This is a genomic window from Streptomyces sp. NPDC026394 (assembly GCF_055567735.1).
This window is the reverse complement of record NZ_JBVHPX010000008.1, coordinates 177,746-199,177: the sequence shown is the minus strand read 5'-3', so window position 1 is coordinate 199,177 and position 21,432 is coordinate 177,746. Positions and strand designations below refer to the sequence as shown.

The window sequence follows — 21,432 nt, the reverse complement described above, 5'->3', positions numbered from 1 at the left end:
GAGTCAATGGGCGACGGCACGGCGGGGGAAAGCGGCGCACACGGCCCCGGCGCGGGAGGAGACGACAGCACAGCACCGAAGACCCCAGGGACGTACGGTGGGGCAGGGCAAGCACGGAAGCGCGGTGCCGGCCGTACCGGAGCGCCGGAGGCAGGAACGCAGCGGACCCGGGAGGACGCATGGACGTGTCGGAGCGGTACCGCGAAGCGTGGGAGAGCTACTGGCGCGACACGTCGGACGCGCCGGGCGCCGCCATCTTCGACTGCGCCGCCGAACTGGCCGCCGGCCACCACCTGCCGCTGTTCGCCCCCTTCGCCGACGCCACACTGCCCGTCGTCGACCTGGGCTGCGGCACCGGTACCCAGACCCGCTACCTGGCCCGGCACTTCCCGCTGGCCGTCGGCGTGGACCTCGCCGAGGCCGCAGTCGCCCACGCGCGGCGGGCCGACACCGGCGGCATCGCCCGATTCGAGCAGTTGGACGCCACCGACCAGGACCCCGTCCGGCGGCTGCACCAGCGCCTCGGCGACGCCAACGTCTACCTGCGCGCGGTGATCCACCAGAGCGAACCCGACGCCCGCCCCGCGATCGCCGCCGCGGTCGCCACCCTGATCGGCGACCGCGGACGCGCCTTCGTCGTCGAACCGCTGGCCGGTGCCAAGGACGTCCTGTCCCACGCGGCCCAGGGTGCGGACGGCCCGCCCCCCAAGCTGCCCGACGTCTTCGCGCACGGCCTGACCCCCGCCGCCGCGGACGACGACGCCGTCCCCGGTTTCTTCCACGCCCTGGGCCTGCCGGTGCTGGACCGCGGCGAGATCGACCTGGTGATGACCGAACACCGCGCGGACGGCGTACGGATCGACCTGCCGGCCCAGTGGATGGTCCTCGGCCGCTGAACGCTCCCACCGGCCCGGCATCCGGCCGAGCGCCCGCGCCCTGACACGTGAACGACCACCGCGCCCACCACGAACTCCCCTACCGGCGGGCCGGATCGCCTCTCCACGCGGCTAGGATGCAGCCATGCACCTAGTCACTCCAGGCGCATAAAGGGAAGCCGGGCCCCGCGGCGCAAGGGGGCGTTGCGGGGCCCGGCGTCCCTTCGCCGGGCAGGGCGAGCTCCCTTTCTCGCCCTGGCAGTGGAGGCACGTCCGCTTCACTGCGACGTCTGGAGTGAAGGAAGGTGCAAGATGGCCGCGAAGGAGAAGAGGTCGTGGACCAAGGAGCTGGCCTCACGATTCGCCGTCGCAGTCGCCGTTAAGGCGCTGTGGACGGTGATTTCGAGGATCGCTCTGCGCGACGACGCCTGAGTGCCGCCGTCCGGCTGACCCCCGTCGGGTCCCCTTCCCGCTCGGGGGTCAGCCGTTCCGAACGCCCCGCGATCTCGTCCGCGTGTGCGCCGATCGCTCATAAGCGCAGTCACATGGCGCGTAGTTGACGCCGCGAGAGTGCCTTTTCGGCCGGGTGTGCGGCGGGCGCGTACCGGCTGCGTCCGGGATGCGTCGATGCTCGGCCCAGCCGGGCAGACTTCCGGCCTACACCGTCTGAACACGTGCTGTAGGGGGGTGCCGGTGGGGCGCAACAAGGATTTCATGACGGCTCTGCTCATGGCGCGCAAGGCGCTCTCCCATGAGGTCGCGGGGCTGAGCCGGCGTCTGGACGACGTCCGGAGCGAGGTGGCGCTGCTGCGCCGGGAAGTCGCCGACGTACGGCAGTTGATCACCGAGACCACGGAGCCGGCCGAGGTGACGGAGACCGAGTGGGCCGACCCGGACCTGGCCGACACCGGGCAGGAGCCCCCCTTCCCTCCCCTCGCGGACGACGACGATGACGAGGGCGATGAGGAATCGGACGCGGGCGCGGTCGCGGACGAGGAGGGCGTCTTCGTCGACGCGGCCGACACCGCCCCCGGCCGCCATGAGACGCAGGAGGACGTCGATCACGGCGTGCTGCTCCTGAAGGCGGCTCAGACCGGGCCGCTCGCCCTGATCTGCCATCGGGAGGCGTGGGAGTTCCTCGCCGCCCGCGCCGCCGACGAGGAGCACTTCCGCTCCGCGTACGAGCTGACGGACGAGGGCGACGGGCGGGTACGGGCCATGCTGTCCGGCCGCTCCGTCCTCGGCGCGCTGATCGCCCTGCGCCGTACCCGTGACGCCAGTCATCTGGACGGCACTTGGGCTCTGGCGAGTGTCTTCTACTCCCGTATCGCCGAGAGTCTGCGGGCCGCGGCCCGGGACGGGAAGCAACCACCGACCGTCCTCCTGGACGATGGCGCCATCGATTGATTTTCGATAGGCGCCCATCGATAATCGATAGATGCACCGTTACTTCATCGCCATACTCCGTGCGGGCATCGCCGCCGCCATCCTGTTCGGCCTCTTCGGGCAGGCCGTGGTCATTCCGACGACGGCAGCCGAGGAGGTCGACCGTTTCCCGCCGTACGCCGCGTTCGCCACGCCCTACGTGATGGTGGCGATCGCCGGGGTCGCCTGTGTGCAGGTCGCGCTCGTCGCCGTCTGGATGCTGCTGACCATGGTCGAACGCGACGCCATCTTCACGACGCGTGCCTTCCGTTGGGTCGACACCATCATCGGCGCCGCGGTCGTGGCGACGCTGCTGGCGGCGGGCGTCACCGTGCACCTCGGCCTGGCCGAGATCCCCGCGCCCGACGACGGCATGGACGTCGTCGGCGCCCTGGCCGCCGCGACCGTGGCCGTCGGCGTGGGAGCGGCGTTCGCCATGCTCGTCGTCGTCATGCGGAGCCTGCTGCGCAAGGCGACCGATCTGCAGAGCGAGATGGCCGAGGTGGTCTGATGGCGATCATCGTCGAACTCGACGGCCAGCTCGCCCGGCGCAACCTGTCCGTCGGCGAATTCGCCGACGCCGTGGGCATCACACCCGCCAACATCGCCGTACTGAAGAACGGCCGCGCCAAGGCCGTACGGTTCACGACGCTGGACGCGATCTGCCGCACCCTGGGCTGTCAGCCCGGCGACGTACTGCGGTGGGTGCCGGACGAGGAGGCGGCGGACGAGCGGGGCTGACGGCGGGGGCCGCTGTGTCCGCCGGGGGTGAAGGCCGTTGCCGGAGCCCGGTCCGGGGCCCGCCCCGGAGGCCGTCGCCCCGCCCGGTCACGGGTCAGTCGTCCACGGCCTTCAGGACATCCCGGAGGTCGACGAACTTGAAGCCGGTCGAGGGGCGTTCGGCGTCCCCGGGAGTGTCGTGGCCGTCCTGGACGACGAGCAGGCCCTTCGGGTACTTCGCGCCGAGCGGCGCCGCCAGTGCGGCGGCGCCGTCGCACTCCTCCGAGCCGTCGAGGGCCGCCGAGGCCGCGGTGACGCGGAAGCCGCCCTCGTACTCGTTGTGGTCGGACAGCTCGCGGTCGTAGGCCACGAAGGTGTTGTCGCCCTGACTGGACGCCAGCAGGTAGCCGTCGCCGCCGGACTGGGTGACCAGCGTCAGGCCCTCCACGTCGGCCGTCAGCCGCTTGCCGCCGTAGCCCGGGTCGGCGCCCGCGACGCACTCCTCGGTCGCCTCGTCGTACGTGGCCGGGACACCGTACTCGCGGACCTTGTCGACGAGCTCCGGCGTGCCGGTCAGGTCGGCGCGCAGCCGCCAGATGCCGACGTCCTCCTGGCCCGCGTACAGCGTGCCGTTGTCCGGATCGACCACCATGCCCTCGACCTGCGGCAGTTCACCGGGCTCGGCGCAGGGGGACCACGACTTCCCGTTCGGGAGGCGGAAGGCGGCGGGCAGGTCCAGGGTGCGGACCTTGCGGTAGCCGACCGTGCCGCCGGAGCCGGGGACGAGTTCCACCAGCGCGACGGTCGTCCGCTCGCGGCAGCTGACCAGCGCGTACGAGCGGCCGCTGGCCCTGTCGGTCCAGGTGGCGAGGCCGTACGCGGTCCGCTGCCCGTCGATCTCCTGCTGCGAGGTGGAGAAGACGGGCGGGGCCGCGGGGTCCGTCACGTCGGTGAGCGGGCCGCCGGCCCGGTCGCGGTCGATCCGGTAGAAGCGCAGCCGGTCGCTGCCGCGGTCGCTGGTCACCGCGAGGTCGGCGCGGCCCGTGGACAGCCGCAGGCCGGATATCAGGTCGACGTTGTTGAAGCGGCCCGGCGCGTGGCCCGGGCCGGGGGCGGCGGGCGCGGGCAGGGACTGCACCTGGCGCGCGTCGAGGTCGTAGACCCGCAGGCCGCCCTGTTTCGCCGTGGCGATCACCAGACTGCGGCCCGGGTCGGCCGAGTTGCGCCAGATCGCCGGGTCGTCCGCGTCGGCGTTGCCCCCGGCCGCGTCGTCGTGCAGGGACACGGTCTCGGCCCGCGGGGTGACGGCGGGCAGCGCGGCGGACGCGGCGGCCCCGGCGGGGGAGGGCACGGCCGTGACGGCGAGCGCCGCAAGTGCCGTGGCGAGCGCGAGCCTTGCCGTTCGGGCGCTGCGGGAGGTGGCCACGTGGAAGCTCCTTGGTGTCGGGAGGACGGGGAAGCACGGGGAGTCTGGAGCCCGTGGGTGACCAATTACCAGTGGGTAATGTGTCCGTCGTCCCTCCGGGACGTGAACGGCCGGAGCCGCACCGCTGCGCAGGGCCCACCGCAGGCCGCGGTGCGTCCGAGCGCGTGGCGCATCCGCAAGTGCACCCGTACGGACTCCGTGTCCGTGGCAAACGGTGCGACCACGGGCCGGACGGCGTTTCCCGCGGCGGGCCGGCTCGTTGGCGGGGGCGAGTCCTTTCGCGCGCTGGTCACCGACGAGCTGCCGGAAGGCTCACGCGCGTCCGGGGCGCTGGGTCCCGGCGCGAGGAGACCCGAGGAGGGATGACGACCATGCGACGGATCAGCTTGGTTCTGGCCGCGGCGGTTGCGACGGGCGGTGTGCTGTTCACCGGGGCGGCCGTCGAGGCGGCCGCGACGGTGCACCCCCAGGCGCAGAAGAGCGGTCCTCCGTTCCCGTACGCCGACTGCCTCAAGGAAGTGAAGAAGCAGTACAAGGGGAAGAAGGACCCGGTGGCCACGTGTGACGCCCTGGTGAAGAAGGGCTGGATCAAGAAGTAGGGCCGGTTCGGGGAGCAGGGCCCCGGGCCCGCCCCGGTGGTCCGCGGCACCGGGCCGCGCGCCGCGTGCGGCGCGGCCCGGTGCGCCGCCGGGAAACCGGCCCTCGGGAACCGGCCCCGTCTCACCGGCCCCGGTGCCCCGCCTTGCCGAACCAGTCGAGGCAGAGCACCAGCGCGTCGTCCATCGACTCGGCGTCGCGGTGTTCGGCCAGGTCGCGCAGGACGGCCCGGGGGACGCTGGCCGCGGGGAGCAGGCTGGTGGCGTGGATCGCGCGGGCGAGGGCGTGCTCGCCGTACTCCTCGCCGGGCGGCGAGACCGCCGCGTACACGCCGTCGCTGACGAAGAGGAGCCGGTCGCCGGGGAGCACCTGGAACTCCTGGGCCACGTACTGCGTCTCCTCGAACATACCGAGCGGAAGCTGCGGTTCGAGGGGGACGCGGTCGATGGTCCGGCCCCGGCGCCGCCAAAGCTGCGGCGAACCGGCGTCCACGACCTCCACCCGGCCGGTCGCGAGCCGGAAGCGGAGCAGCAGCGTCGAGACGTAGGCGGAGCCGCGGTACTGCCCGTAGAGGGCCTGGTCGGCGAGGGCCGCCTGGTCCGCGATGCCGATGCCCGCGCGGCGGGCGTTGCGCAGCGCGTTCACCGCGAGGTGGGAGAGCAGGGACGCTTCGATGCCGGTGCCCATGCCGTTGGTGACGGCGAGCGTCAGCTCGTCCGCGTCGGCGGCCCAGTCGTAGTTGTCGCCGTGGATCGCGTAGGCCGGCTCCAGTTGGGCGCCGATGGCGTACTCCTCGGCCACGCAGGCGCGCGCGGGCAGTAGCTGCCACTGCATCTCGGCGGCCAGGGTGAGCCGGGTCGTACGGCGGGCCCGCTGGTAGACGTCGGTGTCGCGCTCGGCGACGAAGATCTCGTGGCCGAGCAGATCCGCCGCGTGGGCCAGGTCGTCGGCGGCCCCGGGCAGGTTGCGGTCGCCGGGCAGCCGGACGGTCAGGATGCCGAGGCGTTCGCCGCGGACCGTCACCGGCAGGTGGTGGTCGACGGCGCCGTCCGGTCCGGCCTGCCGTTCGTGCCGTTCCTGGCTGCCGAAGGCGCGCCCCTCCGGTGTGTTGGAGATGGACAGCGCGGCTGTGGGGTCCTCGCCGAGCGAGGAGAACGGCCTGAGCACCGTACCGCCGTAGTCCGCGAGGAACAGATGCACGGCCGTGGCTCCGTAGGCCGCGGCGAGCGCTGCGCGCAGCGCGTCCACCAAGGCGTGCGGCGCCGCCGCGCGAACCGCTCTTTCGACATCACAGCTCAGGGTCACGGTCTCTCAAACATTCTTATTTCGGTGGATTCCGACATGGCCGGGCTGACGCGGGCGGCCGGAGGGTGACAGAGTGGTCGTGTGTCCCGTTTCCCCGGTCAGTCGTACCCACGCGAGCAGGTGACCGAGGCCACCCTTGCCGCCTCCGAGTTGCTGGAGGTCCTGTGGGGCCGCGGTCAGGAGACGGCACGCTCGGCGCAGGTCTCGCCGTCCCAGTTGCGGGCGCTGCTGGTGATCGAGGAACACGAGGGTACTAACCTGCGGGCCCTCGCCGACGAACTTGGCTCGCGGCCGCCCGCGGTGAGTCGCCTCTGTGACCGCCTGGAGGCCATGGGGCTGGCCGAGCGATGTCAGAGCGCGACGAGCCGGCGGGAGGTGGAGCTGCGGCTGAGTCTGCGCGGGCGGGCCTTCCTGGAGGAGTACCGGGCGGCGCGTACCGGCGAGGTCGCGGCCATCGTGGCGCGGATGGATCCGGCGCAGGTCGCCGATCTGGCGTCGGGACTGGCCGCGTTCCGCAGGGCGGCGGCCCTGCACCGTACGGCCAAGGAGGCGAAGGACGCCAAGGACGGCCGCCCGGTCACCGGGCGCCGCACGTTCGGCGCGGACAGCGCGGACACCGCGTGAAGTCATTCAGGCCCCGCTTCTCGATCCGAAGTCACTCCGGGCAGAGCCGTGTTGCTCAGTGACGGGGACAAGATTGTTGCCTTTCTGGAATATTGTCAAACGGCAACAATCCCTTCTATTGTTGATCATCCGATCCGGCCGGACAGCAGTCCGGATCCGGCCACCGATCCCGTAACCGCCGAGGATGACCGTGCAGTCACAGTCCAGCCCAGACCGGCCGACACAGGTCGTGGTGCGGGAGGGCCACCGTGCCGGGGACGCGGTGGTCGTCACCGTCACCGGGCCGCTCGACATCGACACCGTGGCACCACTGGAAGACGCCCTCCGCGCGGCGGGCGTCGACGCGGACGGGGCCGGGCCGGCCGGAGGCGATCCGCGTCCGGTCGTCGTCGACCTGTCCCAGGTGGACTTCGCGGACTCCACGACCGTCAACGTGCTGTTGCAGCAGCACGCCGCCCTGGGCACCCGGCTGCGCCTGGCCGCCCCGTCGCCCGGACTGCGCCGCCTCTTCGAGCTGACCGGTCTCGACGGGGTGCTGCCGCTGTACGAGACGGTGCGGGAGGCGGCGGCCGCCGACGGCGTGGCCGGCGCGGGGGCGTAACCGGCGCGGGGACGTGGCCGGCGCGGGGGAGCGGAGCCGTACGCGCCGCCGGGCGGCTGCCGGGCCCGCCCGGTTCAGCCTGCCGCCGCGGTCTCCGCGAGTTTCCGGAATTCCCCGAGGTCGTAGTTGGCGAGGGTGGAATCCAGGTTGGTCAGGGCACCCAGTTGCTCCACAAAACCTTCCGGTGAGTACTCTATTTGCAGCGTGACACGGCTTGAGGTGTCACTGAGCCGGTGGAAGGTGACGACGCCCGCGTGATGGACGCCCGCTGTCGTTTTCCAGGCGATGCGGTCCTGTGGTTTCACTTCTGTGAGTTCCGCCACGAAATCCTTGTCCGCGCCCGGCAGCGAGAGCTGCCAGACGAAATGCGTGGCGTCCAGGCGCTCGACCCGCCGCACATGGCTCAGGAACTTCGGCCAGTGCGTGACGTCCGACCACAGCGCCCAGCTCACCGCGACGGGAGCCTTGATGTCCACACTCTCCAGCAGCGAGGACGACATGGCGTATTCCTCCTTGATCTCATGAGCGGTCAGGTACGGAAGGGGCGGACACCTCGCCCCACGGCCGCGCACGGCCGTGTCCGCGGGTGTCCGGTGCTCCCGGCCGGTCCTGTCGTGAGCCGGTCCGAGATTGCCCTGGTACCCCGGGCCGGACGGGGTACGCGGTCTGTGGGGCAGCGCTTACGAGTAGCCCGCCGGGGTCGGTGAAACACCCACGGGGAACGTACGGTTCCCTGGACATGGGGGTGGATTGCGTCGTTCTCCGGCGGGAAAGCTGCCTACTTGTACGCCTTACGGACCAACGGGAAACGAGGTGAGCCCGATGAGCAGCGCCACGGCCCCGCACAGGGTTTCCGCTGCGCCCCCTCTGGTGGTGACGCTGGAGAACACCCCCGAAGCGGCAGCCGTCGCACGGGACGTGGCAGTCGACTTCCTGAAAGGTCTGGGACCGCCGCCGGGCCGGGACGCGTCCGACGCCGTCGTGCTGATCGTCTCCGAGCTGGTCACCAACGCCGTCCGGCACACCCTCACCCACACCTGCACGCTGCGTCTGACGGCCGCCCCCGGCACCGTCACGGTGGCCGTGGCCGACGCCAGCCCCCACCCGCCGTGTGAGCGCAACCCGGACGTACGCGGCGAGGGCGGCGGTTTCGGATGGCCGATGGTCCGCCGCCTCGCCGTCTCCACCTCGGTGGAGACCTCTCCCCAGGGCAAGACCGTCAGCGCCGTCGTCGCCCGGGAGGGCAAGCGCTCAGCGTGAGCGCGGTGACAGCCGGACGGCCAGGGCGAGCGTGTCGTCGGAGTGCAGGATGACGGTGTGCATGTCCTCGGCGATGGCGCCGGGGATCTCCTGGACGGGCCGGTCGCGGTGCCGCCGCGCGCTCTCGGCCAGCCGCTGTTCGCCCTCCCTGGGGTCCCGGCGGCTCTCGGTCAGTCCGTCGGTGTACAGGACGAGCAGGTCTCCCTCGTCCAGCTTCGCGTGCAGCAGCCGCTCGCTGCCGGGGAACGGGTAGCCCACCCCCCGCCCCCGGACCTCCAGATACTCTTCCCCGCCGGTGGCCCGCACGACCAGAGCCGGCGGATGACTTCCGTTGGCGAGCAGCAGATCCCCGCCGGCCGGGTCGATCCGGGCCAGCAGCACCGTGGCCATCAGCTCCGGGTCGAACGGAGCGAGGATCTCGTCCGTCCGGGCCACGATGGACTTCAGCGGGTGGCCTTCCAGAGCGAGGGTCCGTACGGCGTGCGTGACGTTCAGCGCACTGCGCGTACTGCGTACGCCGTGTCCGAGCGCGTCGACGACGGTGATGTGCACCGTCCCGTCCGGCAGCGTGAACCAGTCGTAGAAGTCCCCGCCGGTGGGGGCGTCGGTACCGGCCGGCGCGTAGTGGACGGCGACCTCCAGCCCGTCCACCGCGATCGGCGGCGGGCGCAGCGCGTCCTCCAGCTCGCGCAGGATGTGGCCGTGGGCCGTGCGCAGTTGTTCGTCGCGCTCCTCCAGCTGTACGTAGAGCGCCAGTACCCCGCTGTTCGTCTCGGCCAGCTCGTGCGTCAGCCGGCGCTGGTCGGCGGCGAGGGAGTCCACCCGGGCCAGCGCGACCCGCAGTTCCTCCTCCAGGAGGCGGTTCTCGGTGGCCGGATCGGTCGCCGTGCCGTCCCCGTTGCCGTCGGAGGCGCCCGTCGGCAGGGGCGCGGGGCCGCTGTCGCGCCGCCGGCCGCTGCCGCCCGTCGTCGCGTCGTCCGGCCCGCGTCCCGAGGGGATGCGGACTTCCGGTGTCCCGGCCGGGAGCGGTACGTGCCAGGTGGCCGCGTCGGGTGACACCTCGGCGGGGAGCAGCAGGGTGGCGTCGGCGGGCGGGGCGAGCACGGGGGCGGGAGTGCGCAGGGTGACGGCGAGGAAACCGGATGCGGCAGCGGCGGAGGGGCCGGCCGGGGCGTTCGCGGCGGGTGGGACGGCGGCACCCTCGGCGACGCCCGAGGTGTCCGAGGCACCTGAGACGCCCGAGACATCCCGGGCAGCAGCCGACGTGGCGCCCTCGTCGCCCGAGCGGGCCCGGGGAACCCTGGCAGCGGGCCCGGCTCCGGTCCCGCCTCCGGCCTCGGCGCCGGCCTTGTTCCCGGTCCCGGCCCCGCGTCCCTCCCGGGAACCCCCGTCGCCGGAAGCGCGGCCGCGGGAAGCACCGCAGCGGGAACCGTCACCCGGCCCCTCGGCGTCTTGAGGACCGACCGCACCACCGGCGGCGCTCCCCGGCGCCCCACCGGGACCACGGGAGTCCGCGTCTGAGGGACCGCCCGAGGAGGAACGATCCGTCGCACACGTACGGGACGACTCCAGCGTGACCCCGTACCCGGCCTGTATCACCGAGTCCGCCAACGCGCTCACGGACAGTACGAGGCGCGCCCGGGTCTCGACGGGCAGGGCGTTGGCCGCGCCCAGCCGGCGTACGGCGTGGCGCAGCGGCGGCAGCGCATGGAAAGTGTGGCGTCTCACGAGAGTCTCTGGTGAAGGTTGGCGGTCAGTACGGTCGCGTCGTCCCGGCTGCGGCGGTGGCCGTGCACGAGGGCCGTGGCCAGCAGTGGCGCGGGCAGACGCAGGAGGAAGGGGTCCGGGTCGTACGCCCAGCGGTGGTCGATGCCGTCGGTGTGCAGGAGGGCGGTCAGGCGCGGCTCCCACGGGATCTCGCGGACCAGCGGCTGCGGCATCTCCAGCCCCGCCACGCCGGGCTGTCCGGTGAGGCGGTTCCGGATGTCCTGCTGCGAGAGCGTCAGACACCGGACGTTGCCGACGCCGCAGTACTGGGCGCGTCCGGCGTGCAGCCGCAGCAGTCCGACGGCCGCGCCCCGGCTGCGCCGCAGCGCGCGGTGGACGGTGGTCAGCAGACCGGGCAGCGGCTGGTCCGGCACCCTGGCGAAGGTGCGCAGCGCGAGCTGCGCCGCCTCGGCGGCCTCGGGGCCGTGCCCGAGGCCGTCGACCACGATCGAGGTCAGCCCCTGCTCGGTCTCGGCGACCGCGCACGCGTCGCCGCTGGCCTCCTCGCCTTCGGCGGGCAGGCAGACGGCGCCGATCGCCCGGCGCCCGGCGTCCACGTCCTCGGGCGGCGTCAGCCGGGCACAGGCCACGGTGCCGCCGGGCTCGCGGGTACGGACGGTGAAGCTGGTCGCTATGCGGTTGACGCCGCCCATGCCGGCGCCGAGCGTCTCGGTCGTCGTGTATCCGTCGGCCAGGCAGCGCTGGAACTCTCCCATTCCCGGCCCCCGGTCCGCGGCGATGATCTCCACGCCGACGCCCAGCGGCAGGGCCTGGACGTACAGTGCCCCGTCGACCGCGTGCTTGGCGAGGTTGCTGCCCAGTTCGGACGCGATCACCGCGGCCTGGTCGGGCAGCGCCCCCTGGAGCCCGCAGCGCTGGGCGACCGACCGCGCGGTCTGCGCGGCCAGGTGCACGGCGCTGTAGTGGTCGACGGGGATGTACGCCGTCGGGTGAACCACGAGGGGCAGGGTCAACGGTCGGCCCACCGCGTCGCGGTCACGGTCGTACCGCCACCCTCCCGGGTGCGGATCTCGAACTCGTCCATCAGGCGCTGCGCACCGCCCAGCCCGTGTCCGAGACCCGCGCCGGTGGTGTAGCCGTCGGTGAGCGCCGCGTCGATGTCGGCGATGCCGGGGCCGGCGTCGCCGACGGTCAGCCGCAGGCCCACCGCCCCGGGGCGGGTCGGGTACTCGATCCTGATCGTGCCGCCACCTCCGTGGACGTAGGCGTTACGGGCCAGCTCGCTGGCGGCCGTGACCACCCGTGTCTGGTCGACGATGCTGAAACCCACCGTGAGGGTGGCGTCACGCACCGCGTGCCGGATCGCGAGCAGGTCCTGCTCGCTGCGCACGTGCAGCACCGTGGGCTCGGTCGGCAGACCGGCCTGCTCCGTACTGTCACCGCTCAGCGTGGTGGTACCGGTGAAGCCGGTACCACTGTATTCACCGGGTCCCGTCATGTGGTGCCTCTCCTGAGGGACGGGGACTCCGATGCCAGCCCAGGGCCGCCATGCCGTGTTCCGTATTCAGGGCGGTCTCTACTCCGGCAAGGCGCAGTCCCAGTTCGGCCAGGGTCATGGCCACCGGCGGACGCATACCCGCGACGATCACCCGGGCACCCAGCAGCCGCGCCATGGTGGTGAGTTCCATCAGCGTGCGCGCCACGAACGAGTCGATGATCTCCAGGCGGGAGATGTCGATGAGCACGCCGCGGGCCCGGTCGGCCGTGATGCGGGTGGTCAGCTCCTCCGTGAAGGCCACCACCGTGGCGTCGTCCAGCTCGTTGAGCAACCCGGTGACCAGGACGTCACCGAGCCTGAGGATGGGCACTCCGGCCGTGGGCCGGGCGTTCATCGCTTCTCCTGCACGCCCGTGGACGTATGGGCGGACGCCTCGTCGGTGAGTTTGACGGCGGCGGCCAGCGCGTCGGCGAGGGTGGTGCGGGTCAGGATGGTCGACAGGTCGATGCCGAGCTGGGCTATGGTCTGCGCGATGGACGGCCGGATGCCGCTGATCACACAGTCCGCGCCCATCAGCCGTACCGCGTTGACGGTCTGCATCAGGTGCTGGGCGACCGCGGTGTCCACGGTCGGCACGCCGGTGATGTCGATGATGGCGACCAGTGCCTCGTGCTGCTGGATGGCCTCCAGGAGGTTCTCCATCACCACTTGGGTACGGGTGGTGTCGAGCGTGCCGATCAGCGGTACGGCCAGCACCTGGCGCCACAGCCGGACGACCGGTGTGGACACCTCCAGGAGCTGGCGGCTCTGCCGTCGGATGATCTCCTCGCGGCCTTCCACGTACGTCTCGAAGGAGAGCGTGCCGGCGCGGTCCAACAGCCGGTTTATCAGTACGGCGGTGACGAACAGCTCCTCCGAGTCCCGGGTCTGGCGCTGCACCGCCTCCAGGAGGGCTTCCTTGAGCGAGAGGACGGCCAGCGAGGTGACGGTCGGCATGGCGCCGTTCCGTGCCCTGCGCATGGAGAGATCGATCACGGCCTGGCGCAGCGGCCGGTCGGTGGCCACCACCCGATTCGCCGGGACGTCGCTCTCCAGCCCCCGCAGGAGGGCGCCCAGCAAGGCGTCCGCCTCCTCCCGCAGTTCGCTCTCGTTGACGATGTCGCGCATCTCGTCCTGCGCCAGCTGCAACTGCACCCAGCGGTCGGAGACGGTGTCGGACTCTGCGCGCAGCGTGCCGATGACACGCTCGCGTGCCGCGGCCTCGGTGAAACTCAACCCATGGTCCTTTCTCGGTGGTTGGTGGGAGCACAAGCGCGCATGGTGTGCTGCCCGTGCGGTGCGTATTCAACCGCACGCGATCTTCGATTGCCGTACGGCAAATGTTACCGAGAGCGGACAACGGCACAGCGGCCGGACCACCCCTGCCGCTTCCCCCGGCCCTGTCCGGTCGGCCGTCCGTCACCCCCATGAGCAACTGTTTCCCACTGGCAAGGGTTGAACACCTAAGACTAGGGCAGGTGCACCTGACCGTACGTACTGTGAAGGGTGAAGACGTGACCATGCTTGCCGTGCAGGACAGCGCAGCGAAGACGGTGAAGGCGGAGCGGGCGCCGCAGGCGCCCGAACTGCCCCGCGTCACGGACGCGACCAAGGTGGCTCCCCGGGACGCCCGGGCACTGTCGAAGCTGTTCCTCACCCGGCTGGCCGAGCTGGAGGAGGGGACGGCCGAGTACCAGTACGCGCGCAACACCCTCATCGAGATGAATCTCTCACTGGTGCGGTTCGCCGCCTCCCGCTTCCGCGGCCGGGGGCAGGACCTCGGGCACGCGGAAGACATCATCCAGGTCGGGACCATCGGACTGATCAAGGCGATCGACCGGTTCGACCTCTCGCGCGAGGTCGAGTTCTCCACCTTCGCCGTCCCGTACATCGTGGGTGAGATCAAGCGCTTCTTCCGTGATTCCACCTGGGCCGTGCACGTCCCCCGTCGGGTCCAGGAACTGCGGGTCGAGCTGTCCAGGGCGGGTGAGAAGCTCGCCGCCGACCTGGGCCGCGAACCCACCGTCGCCGAACTGGCCGCCCACCTGAAGATCGCCGAGGACGAGGTCGTCGACGCGATCGCCGCCAGCAACGGCTACACGGCGGGCTCGCTGGACGGCACCGGCGACGGTTCCGGCGCGGCCGGTGAGAGCCGCGCCATCGCCGACGTCATGGGCGACGACGACCCGGCGATGGAGCTGGTCGAGAACCTGAACGCGCTCGCCCCGCTCCTGCACGAGCTGGACGACCGGCGGCGCCGCATCATCGAGATGCGCTTCGTCCAGGAGATGACGCAGGCTCAGATCGGCGCCGAGCTGGGCATCTCGCAGATGCACGTCTCGCGGCTGCTCGCCCGGACCCTGGACCAGTTGCGGAAGGGGCTACTGGACCAGTAGCCGTACGCCGGCGGGCCGGTGACGCCGCCCGGCGCCCTGCGTCCGGCGCGGGGTACCGGCAGGCGGGTCGTGCCGCAATGGGGGTGAAAAGCCTCATTGTGAACGGTGTACCCACTGCGTCCCCACCGAACCGATGTATCCGCCCCGGTGCGCTTCGGACAACTGTCCACCCCCTCACCGGCGGACGCGCCCGGCGCCGTTCCCCCGCGCACCGCGCGACCGGTAGACGACGTACGGGCGGAACAGATGACCGACGGGCGCGGTGAAGGCGTGGACGAGACGGCTGAAGGGCCACAGCGCGAACAGCGCCAGGCCCAGCAGGGCGTGCAGTTGGTAGACCAGCGGCGCGTGCGCCATGACCGGCACGTCGGGGCTGAAGGTGAACAGCGAGCGGAACCAGACGGAGACGCCCTGCCGGTAGTCGTACGGATGGTCGCTCGTGGTCGTGGCGGTGGCGGCCAGCCCGGCGACCAGGGTTGCGACGAGCAGCGGGTGCAGAACGCGGTCGGTACGCAGGGTGGCGGCACGCACCGCGGGGACACGGAGCCGCCGGTAGATCAGCACGGCCAGGCCGGCCGTGGTGACCAGCCCGGCCACACCACCGACCGCGAGGGCGTTGGCGTGGTAGAGCCACTCGTGGATGTGGACGCGTTCGGTGAACGTCTCGGGGATCAGCAGGCCGGTGAGATGACCCGCGACGACGAACAGCAGTCCGTAGTGGAACAGCGGCGAGCCGATGCGCAGCAGCGTGCTCTCGTGCAACTGGCTGGAGCGGCTGGTGAAGCCGAAACGGTCGTAGCGGTATCGCCAGGCGGTGCCCGCGACGAGCAGGGTCGTGACGAGGTAGGGCAGCACGCCCCACAGCGCGGTGTGCAGGGGGTTCACCGGCGGGCTCCTCGGGGTTCGGAGCCGGGGAACGGGTCCAGGCCCACGGTCTCCACGGGTGGGGGCCCGGTACGGGCCAGGCGGCGGGCGGCGGCCCGGTCGGCGGGGCGCGGGCCGGGCAGCGTGCGGCAGACGGCGTCGAGGACGTCGCCGTACGGGCTGCGGTGGTTCTCCAGGGCGAGGCGCAGCAGTTCCAGCGCGGCCCGGTGCTCGTGCAGCAGGGCGCGGCCGGCCGCCGGGACGCGGGCGGCGAATTCCAGCATCAGGGGAAGGTGGTCGGGCAGTTCGTCCGGGGCCGGCTGCCAGCCCTCGGCGTGGTAACGCGCCTTGATCCGGGCGAGGGTGGCGCCGCGCCGCCGGGTGTCGCCGTCGGTGTAGTACGTCAGATGCAGGGTCCGGCGGGGGCTGCGGTCGAAGGTGGTGACGTACTGCGCGGCGAGGGCCAGCGTCGGCACGTCCTGGACGCGGGCGCAGAACCGCAGCAGGAGAGTGGCCGCTCCGCCCGTCTCCGGCCGCAGGGCGGCGCGGACGATCCGGTGCCGGGCGGGCCAGTCGGGCCCGGGGTAGGACAGGAGCAGGGACGCGGCCTGGTGGACGAGTGGGGCGTTCACGACTCTCCTCGCCGGCGGGGGAAGAGGCCGGCGGGGCGGCCGCGGCCGTTCCAGTTCAGGAGGTTCACCCGGTCCCGCAGCGAGGTGCCCGCGTGTTCCGCCCGGGGCGGCGCGGCGGGCGGGGCGTGGAAGCCTTCCGGGTCGTACATGCCGGGCGCTCCCGCGCCCTCCAGGCTGCAGCCGGTGTCCGCGGCGTCGGGGCCGGTGACGGCGTAGCCGGTGGGGATGACGTAGCGCTCCTCGTACTTGGCCACGGCCAGCAGCCGGTACATGGCTTCCAGCGACGCGGCGGTCATGCCCGCCGAGGCGGCGATCGCCGGGTCCTGCTCCTCGCCGAGGTTCGCGCGCCGCATGTGCGCACGCATCGCGGCCAGCCGGCACAGGGCCGCCTCCACCGGTGCCGTGTCTCCCGCCGTGAACAGGTGGGCCAGGTACTCCTGCGGAATCCGCAGCGCGTCGATGGCGGCGAACAGTTTGGCCGGATCCTCACCGTCGTGCCCGGTGGCGGTCAGCGACTCCACCACCGGGGACAGCGGGGGCACGTACCAGACCATGGGCAGGGTGCGGTACTCCGGGTGCAGCGGCAACGCCACCCGGTAGGTACTGATCAGCGCGTACACCGGTGAGTTGCGGGCCGCGGCGACCCAGGCGTGCGGGATGCCGGCGGCTTCGGCGGCGCGGGCGACCTCGGGGTCGGACGGGTCGAGGAAGCAGGAGAGCTGGGCCTCGTACAGATCCCGCTCGTCGGGGGTGGCGGCGGCCTCGCCGACCCGGTCGGCGTCGTAGAGGATGACGCCGAGGTAGCGCAGCCGCCCCACGCACGTCTCGGAGCACACGGTGGGCTCGCCCGCTTCCAGACGCGGATAGCACAGGGTGCACTTCTCGGCCTTGCCGGTGCGGTGGTTGAAGTAGACCTTCTTGTACGGACAGCCGGTCACACACATCCGCCAGCCGCGGCAGCGGTCCTGGTCGACCAGGACGATGCCGTCCTCGATGCGCTTGTAGAGGGCGCCGGACGGGCACACGGCCACGCACGACGGATTGAGGCAGTGCTCGCAGATCCGCGGCAGGTAGAACATGAACGCCTGCTCGTACTCCAGGCGCACCTGTTCGCTCATCTTCTTCAGCACGGGGTCACCGGCGAGGTGCGCGGGCCCACCCCCGAGGTCGTCGTCCCAGTTGGGGCCGCCGGTGACGGCGGTGGGCCGGCCGTCGGTCAGGGAGCGGGGCGGCGCGGTGGGCACGTGGTCGCCGAGCGGCGCGTCGGTCAGGATGCCGTAGTCGTACGTCCACGGCTGGTAGTACGCGTCCAGTGTGGGCAGCCGGGGGTTGGCGAACAGCCGGGCCAGGCGGCGGGCCCGGCCGCCGCTGCGCGGCACCAGCCGGCCGTGCTTGCGCTGCCAGCCGCCCTGCCAGACGTCCTGGTCCTCGTAGGCGCGCGGGTAGCCCTGGCCGGGCCGGGTCTCGACGTTGTTGAACCACACGTACTCGGTGCCGGAACGATTGGTCCAGGTCTGCTTGCAAGTGACCGAGCAGGTGTGGCAGCCGATGCACTTGTCGAGGTTCATGACCATCGCGATCTGCGCCATGACGCGCATCAGTAGCTGACCTCCTGGGAGCGGCGGCGGATGGTGGTGACCGCGTCGCGCTGATTGCCGGTGGGACCGTAGTAGTTGGGGGCGAAGGAGAGCTGGGCGTGGCCGCCGATGAGGTGGGTGGGCTTGATCAGCAGCCGGGTCAGTGCGTTGTGGACCCCGCCGCGCCGCCCGGTGGTCTGCGACAGCGGCACGTTCACCAGGCGCTCCTGCACGTGGTACATGAACACCGTGCCGGGCGGCATCCGGTGCGAGACGACTGCCCGGGCGACGACCACGCCGTTGGCGTTGACCGCCTCGATCCAGTCGTTGTCCGCCACGCCGACGGCCTCGGCGTCCGCCACGCTCATCCAGATCACCGGGCCGCCGCGGGCGAGGGTCTGCATGAGCAGGTTCTCCTGGTACTCGGAGTGGATGGACCACTTGGAGTGCGGCGTCACGTAGCGCACCGTCACCGAACGCTCCGCCGAGGCGCCGGGAAGCGGCTGTTCACCGAGCGCGGCCAGGTCCAACGGCGGCCGGTAGACGGGAAGTTGCTCGCCGAACTCGGCGATCCACGGGTGGTCGAGGTAGAAATGCTGACGGCCGGTGAGGGTGTGCCAGGGCTTGCGGTGCTCGGTGTTGATCGTGAACGGCGCGTACCGGCGCTCCGGGCCCTCCTTGCCCGACCACTCGAAACTCGCCGACACCTGCACCGGACGGGCCTGGGTGTCGGCGAAGACGACGCGCCGCTCGGCGACCGAGGCGGCCAGTTCCTCCAGGCCGCGACCGGAGCCGCAGCGCCCGGCGAGCGCGCGGAATCCCTCGGCGGCCAGCTGGCCGTTGGTGGTGCCGGACAGGGCGAGGATCGCCTCGCACAGCTTCACGTCGGTGTCGAGCAGCGGCCGGCCGCGCGCCGTGCCGTCGGCCGCCGTACCGCAGCGCTTGGCGAGCCAGTCCGTCTCCGGACCGGCCTGTACGGTGACGCCCTTGACGGTCATGCCCTGTTCCCGTGGCAGCGGGCCGAGGGCCGCCAGCCGGTCGGCGATCGCGGTGTAGTCCCGCTCCACGAGCGTGTAGCGCGGCGCCGTCGGCCCCGGGGGCGGCGCCTCACCGGCCGCCGTGTCGTGCTGGAGGGCCGTGGCCACCAGGTCGCAGGCCGTGTCCAGGTGCCCGGCGGCCAGCCGGCCGACTTCCCGGGCGAGCCCGTGGAAGATCTCGAAGTCGGTACGGGCCTGCCAGGGCGGGCTGATCGCGGGCGAGAAGGCGTGCACGTACGGGTGCATGTCCGTGCTCGACAGGTCGTGCTTCTCGTACCAGGTCGCGGCCGGCAGTACGAGATCGGCGAACAAGGTCGTGGACGTCATACGGAAGTCCAGCGCCAGCAGCAGGTCGAGCTTGCCGCGCGGCGCCTCCTCGCGCCAGGTGACATCCCGCGGGCGGGCCTCCGGCGGTACCTCCTGCGCGCTCGCGTCGTCGTCGGCGCCCAGCAGGTGTCCCAGGAAGTACTCGTTGCCCTTCGCCGAGGACCCGATCAGGTTGGCCCGCCACACCGTCAGCACCCGCGGCCAGTTGGCCGGCGCGTCCGGGTCCTCGCAGGCGAAGGAGAGCCGGCCGGCGTCCAGCTCGTCCGCGGCCCACCGGCCGGGGTCGGCGCCGGACTCGCGGACCCGCCGCCCGAGGTCCAGCGGATTGGCATCGAAGGTGGGGTACGACGGCATCCACCCCCGGCGGGCCGAGCGGGCCACCAGGTCGGCGGTGTGCTGCCCGGCGAACAGGCCCCGGCCGGCCGGGGAGGCGAGCGCGTCGGCCGGGGCCCGGTCGTACCGCCACTGGCCGGTGTGCAGGTACCAGTACGGCGTACCGGCCATCTGCCGGGACGGGCGCACCCAGTCGGCGGCCGTGGACAACTGCTGCCAGCCCGCGTAAGGCCGCACCTTCTCCTGGCCCACGTAGTGGGCCCAGCCGCCGCCGTTGACGCCCTGACACCCCGTGAGCAGCAGCAGGGACAGGAACGACCGGTAGATGGTGTCCGAGTGGAACCAGTGGTTGGTGCCCGCCCCCATCACGATCATGCAGCGGCCCCGGGTCTGCTCCGCCGTCCGCGCGAACTCCCGCGCCGCCCGCACCGCGGCCCGCGCCGGCACCGACGTGAGGGTCTCCTGCCATGCCGGAGTGCACGGCACGTCCGCGTCCTCGTACGAGCCGGGCCACTGCCCGCCCAGACCGGCGCGCCCCACCCCGTACTGCGCCAGCAGCAGGTCGAAGACCGTGGTCACCAGCCGCCCGCCCACACGCAGGGCCGGAACCTCCCGCTCCAGCGTGCCCCGCTCCTGATCGAAGCGCGGCAGCACCACCCGCGCCACGGTCGCGTCCGGCCGCCCGTACAGGCTCAGCCGCGGATCGACCTCGCCCAGGTCCAGGTTCCAGCGCCCTTCGCCGCCCGCGCGCCAGCGGTCGCCCAGCGTCCCGGCCGGTACGACGGGGGCGCCCGTGACCGCGTCGACGAGGACGGGCATCCAGCGCCTGGCCTCCGCGTCGGCGTCCGGGGCCAGCCCGGCGTCCCGCGCCGTGAGGAACGGGCCCGGCACCACCCGGGCCGCTGCGCACGTCACCCCTTCCGCACCCGACCCGCCTGCCGCTCCCTTCCTTCCCTCCCCATCCGTCTCTCCCGCCCCGTGCTCCTCCAACTCCTCCAGCCCGACGAGGAACGGCAGGTCCGTGAACCGCTTCACGTAGTCGGTGAAGTACGGCACCTGCCGGTCCACGAAGCACTCGCGCAGGATCACATGGCCCATCGCCATCGCCAGCGCCCCGTCCGTGCCCGGATGCGGGTGCAGCCACTCGTCGGCGAACTTCGTCGCGTCCGCGTAGTCGGGGGAGACAACCACGACCTTCTGGCCGCGGTAGCGGGCCTCGGCCATCCAGTGGGCGTCCGGCGTCCGGGTCACCGGCACGTTGGAGCCCCACAGCATCAGGTACGCCGCGTCCCACCAGTCACCCGACTCCGGAACGTCGGTCTGGTCACCGAAGACCTGCGGCGAGGCGATCGGCAGGTCCGCGTACCAGTCGTAGAACGAGAGCATCGGCGCGCCGATCAGCGACATGAACCGGGCACCGACCGCGTGCGAGGCCATCGACATCGCCGGGATCGGGGAAAATCCCGCGATGCGGTCGGGGCCGTGCGCCCGCAGGGTGTGCACATGGGCGGCGGCCGCGATCTCCAGCGCCTCGTCCCAGCCGATCCGCACCAGCCCGCCCTTGCCGCGCGCCCGCTGGTAGCGCCGTCGCCGCTCCGGGTCGCCGGTGATCTCCGCCCAGGCCGCCACCGGGTCGCCGAGCCGGTCCCGCGCCTCCCGGTACATCTCCACCAGCACGCCGCGCGCGTACGGGTGGCGCACCCGGGTGGGGGAGTACGTGTACCAGGAGAAGGACGCGCCGCGCGGGCAGCCCCGGGGCTCGTACTCCGGGCGGTCCGGACCCGTCGTCGGATAGTCCGTCGCCTGTGTCTCCCAGGTGATGAGCCCGTCCTTGACAAACACCTGCCAGGAACAGGAGCCCGTGCAATTCACCCCGTGAGTGGAACGCACCACCTTGTCGTGGGCCCACCGTTCCCGGTAAGGCGCGTCATTCACTCCCTGATCCGTACGGAAAACCGCCCGTCCGTCCGCCGAAACCGGCGCCCGGCTCAGCAGCCGGCCGGCCGCCATGAGCCGTTCGGCCGCGTCCGCCGCGGCACGTTCGGCCTTTGCCCTGCCACGCCACATACGAGGGCTCCTCCCGGGGCCGTGTGGCGGACTCGCTCGGCACGCCACTCCACGAAACGCCCCCAGATTCCTCCCGCGCCGGGCGGAAACAGGGGCACTTT

20 protein-coding genes and 1 pseudogene are annotated in these 21,432 nt (G+C 72.2%); 9 read left to right on the top strand and 12 right to left on the bottom strand.

Going from position 1 to position 21,432, the window contains the following annotated elements; genetic code table 11:
* Positions 1-179 precede the first annotated feature (179 nt).
* From ACZ4QV_RS20870 to ACZ4QV_RS20855, 4 genes are all read left to right on the top strand, one after another.
* Positions 180-896, top strand: coding sequence for a class I SAM-dependent methyltransferase (locus ACZ4QV_RS20870; protein WP_467763226.1), 717 nt, complete (start codon positions 180-182; stop codon positions 894-896).
* Between the two features lie 693 nt (positions 897-1,589).
* Positions 1,590-2,282 (top strand): hypothetical protein, encoded by a 693-nt coding sequence (locus tag ACZ4QV_RS20865; RefSeq protein ID WP_467763225.1) that lies wholly within the window; start codon positions 1,590-1,592, stop codon positions 2,280-2,282.
* Positions 2,283-2,313: 31 nt separating this feature from the next.
* Entirely contained in the window at positions 2,314-2,811 is a 498-nt protein-coding gene (locus tag ACZ4QV_RS20860) for a DUF2975 domain-containing protein (protein ID WP_467763224.1), read from the top strand.
* Entirely contained in the window at positions 2,811-3,041 is a 231-nt protein-coding gene (locus ACZ4QV_RS20855) for a helix-turn-helix domain-containing protein (protein ID WP_361150540.1), read from the top strand. Before ACZ4QV_RS20860 ends, ACZ4QV_RS20855 begins: the two co-directional genes overlap by 1 nt.
* Positions 3,042-3,135: 94 nt before the next feature.
* Here ACZ4QV_RS20855 and ACZ4QV_RS20850 read toward each other — a convergent pair whose 3' ends face one another.
* A complete protein-coding gene (locus tag ACZ4QV_RS20850) occupies positions 3,136-4,446 on the bottom strand; it encodes a phytase (protein WP_361616537.1) in 1,311 nt (436 codons plus the stop codon).
* A gap of 362 nt (positions 4,447-4,808) precedes the next feature.
* Between ACZ4QV_RS20850 and ACZ4QV_RS20845 the strand changes: the two genes are divergently transcribed.
* On the top strand, positions 4,809-5,045 hold the full coding sequence (locus ACZ4QV_RS20845; RefSeq protein ID WP_361150545.1) for a hypothetical protein: 237 nt from the start codon (positions 4,809-4,811) through the stop codon (positions 5,043-5,045).
* A 121-nt stretch (positions 5,046-5,166) separates the two neighbouring features.
* On the opposite strand, the gene ACZ4QV_RS20840 is transcribed toward ACZ4QV_RS20845, so the two are convergent.
* Positions 5,167-6,348: a PP2C family protein-serine/threonine phosphatase gene (locus tag ACZ4QV_RS20840; protein WP_361150547.1), complete on the bottom strand. Its 1,182-nt coding sequence runs from the start codon at positions 6,346-6,348 to the stop codon at positions 5,167-5,169.
* A gap of 81 nt (positions 6,349-6,429) precedes the next feature.
* Between ACZ4QV_RS20840 and ACZ4QV_RS20835 the strand changes: the two genes are divergently transcribed.
* Positions 6,430-6,972, top strand: coding sequence for a MarR family winged helix-turn-helix transcriptional regulator (locus tag ACZ4QV_RS20835; RefSeq protein WP_031000248.1), 543 nt, complete (start codon positions 6,430-6,432; stop codon positions 6,970-6,972).
* A gap of 184 nt (positions 6,973-7,156) precedes the next feature.
* A complete protein-coding gene (locus ACZ4QV_RS20830; protein ID WP_467763223.1) occupies positions 7,157-7,573 on the top strand; it encodes an STAS domain-containing protein in 417 nt (138 codons plus the stop codon).
* A gap of 74 nt (positions 7,574-7,647) precedes the next feature.
* Here the strand turns inward: ACZ4QV_RS20830 and ACZ4QV_RS20825 are convergent, their stop codons facing one another.
* Positions 7,648-8,073, bottom strand: a complete 426-nt coding sequence (locus ACZ4QV_RS20825; protein ID WP_361150550.1) for an SRPBCC family protein — start codon at positions 8,071-8,073, stop codon at positions 7,648-7,650.
* Between the two features lie 322 nt (positions 8,074-8,395).
* On the opposite strand from ACZ4QV_RS20825, the gene ACZ4QV_RS20820 reads away from it, so the two are divergent.
* Positions 8,396-8,833: an ATP-binding protein gene (locus ACZ4QV_RS20820; protein WP_361150552.1), complete on the top strand. Its 438-nt coding sequence runs from the start codon at positions 8,396-8,398 to the stop codon at positions 8,831-8,833.
* Here ACZ4QV_RS20820 and ACZ4QV_RS20815 read toward each other — a convergent pair.
* The 5 genes and pseudogenes from ACZ4QV_RS20815 to ACZ4QV_RS20795 all read right to left on the bottom strand — a co-directional run.
* Positions 8,825-9,985: pseudogene (locus tag ACZ4QV_RS20815) on the bottom strand (PP2C family protein-serine/threonine phosphatase); the annotation flags it as partial. The gene ACZ4QV_RS20820 and the pseudogene ACZ4QV_RS20815 sit on opposite strands and share 9 nt — an antisense overlap.
* 572 nt (positions 9,986-10,557) lie before the next feature.
* On the bottom strand, positions 10,558-11,559 hold the full coding sequence (locus ACZ4QV_RS20810; RefSeq protein WP_361616534.1) for a SpoIIE family protein phosphatase: 1,002 nt from the start codon (positions 11,557-11,559) through the stop codon (positions 10,558-10,560).
* Between the two features lie 11 nt (positions 11,560-11,570).
* Entirely contained in the window at positions 11,571-12,059 is a 489-nt protein-coding gene (locus ACZ4QV_RS20805; protein ID WP_361150557.1) for an ATP-binding protein, read from the bottom strand.
* Positions 12,043-12,453, bottom strand: coding sequence for an STAS domain-containing protein (locus ACZ4QV_RS20800; RefSeq protein ID WP_361150559.1), 411 nt, complete (start codon positions 12,451-12,453; stop codon positions 12,043-12,045). The genes ACZ4QV_RS20805 and ACZ4QV_RS20800 overlap by 17 nt, the downstream gene beginning before the upstream one ends.
* Entirely contained in the window at positions 12,450-13,334 is an 885-nt protein-coding gene (locus ACZ4QV_RS20795) for an STAS domain-containing protein (protein WP_361588749.1), read from the bottom strand. The genes ACZ4QV_RS20800 and ACZ4QV_RS20795 overlap by 4 nt, the downstream gene beginning before the upstream one ends.
* 284 nt (positions 13,335-13,618) lie before the next feature.
* Between ACZ4QV_RS20795 and ACZ4QV_RS20790 the strand changes: the two genes are divergently transcribed.
* On the top strand, positions 13,619-14,494 hold the full coding sequence (locus tag ACZ4QV_RS20790) for an RNA polymerase sigma factor SigF (protein ID WP_361637777.1): 876 nt from the start codon (positions 13,619-13,621) through the stop codon (positions 14,492-14,494).
* Positions 14,495-14,668: 174 nt separating this feature from the next.
* Here the strand turns inward: ACZ4QV_RS20790 and narI are convergent, their stop codons facing one another.
* Genes narI through ACZ4QV_RS20770 form a run of 4 tightly spaced genes read right to left on the bottom strand, consistent with a single transcriptional unit; the run spans position 14,669 to position 21,331 of the window.
* The gene (gene narI, locus ACZ4QV_RS20785) at positions 14,669-15,379 is read right to left on the bottom strand and encodes a respiratory nitrate reductase subunit gamma (protein ID WP_361150564.1); all 711 of its coding nucleotides are present in this window, start codon (positions 15,377-15,379) and stop codon (positions 14,669-14,671) included.
* Entirely contained in the window at positions 15,376-15,990 is a 615-nt protein-coding gene (gene narJ / locus ACZ4QV_RS20780) for a nitrate reductase molybdenum cofactor assembly chaperone (RefSeq protein ID WP_361150566.1), read from the bottom strand. The genes narI and narJ overlap by 4 nt, the downstream gene beginning before the upstream one ends.
* Complete coding sequence (gene narH / locus ACZ4QV_RS20775; protein WP_467763222.1) at positions 15,987-17,588, bottom strand: nitrate reductase subunit beta; 1,602 nt, start codon at positions 17,586-17,588, stop codon at positions 15,987-15,989. Before narH ends, narJ begins: the two co-directional genes overlap by 4 nt.
* Entirely contained in the window at positions 17,588-21,331 is a 3,744-nt protein-coding gene (locus tag ACZ4QV_RS20770) for a nitrate reductase subunit alpha (protein WP_467763221.1), read from the bottom strand. The genes narH and ACZ4QV_RS20770 overlap by 1 nt, the downstream gene beginning before the upstream one ends.
* Positions 21,332-21,432 lie beyond the last annotated feature (101 nt).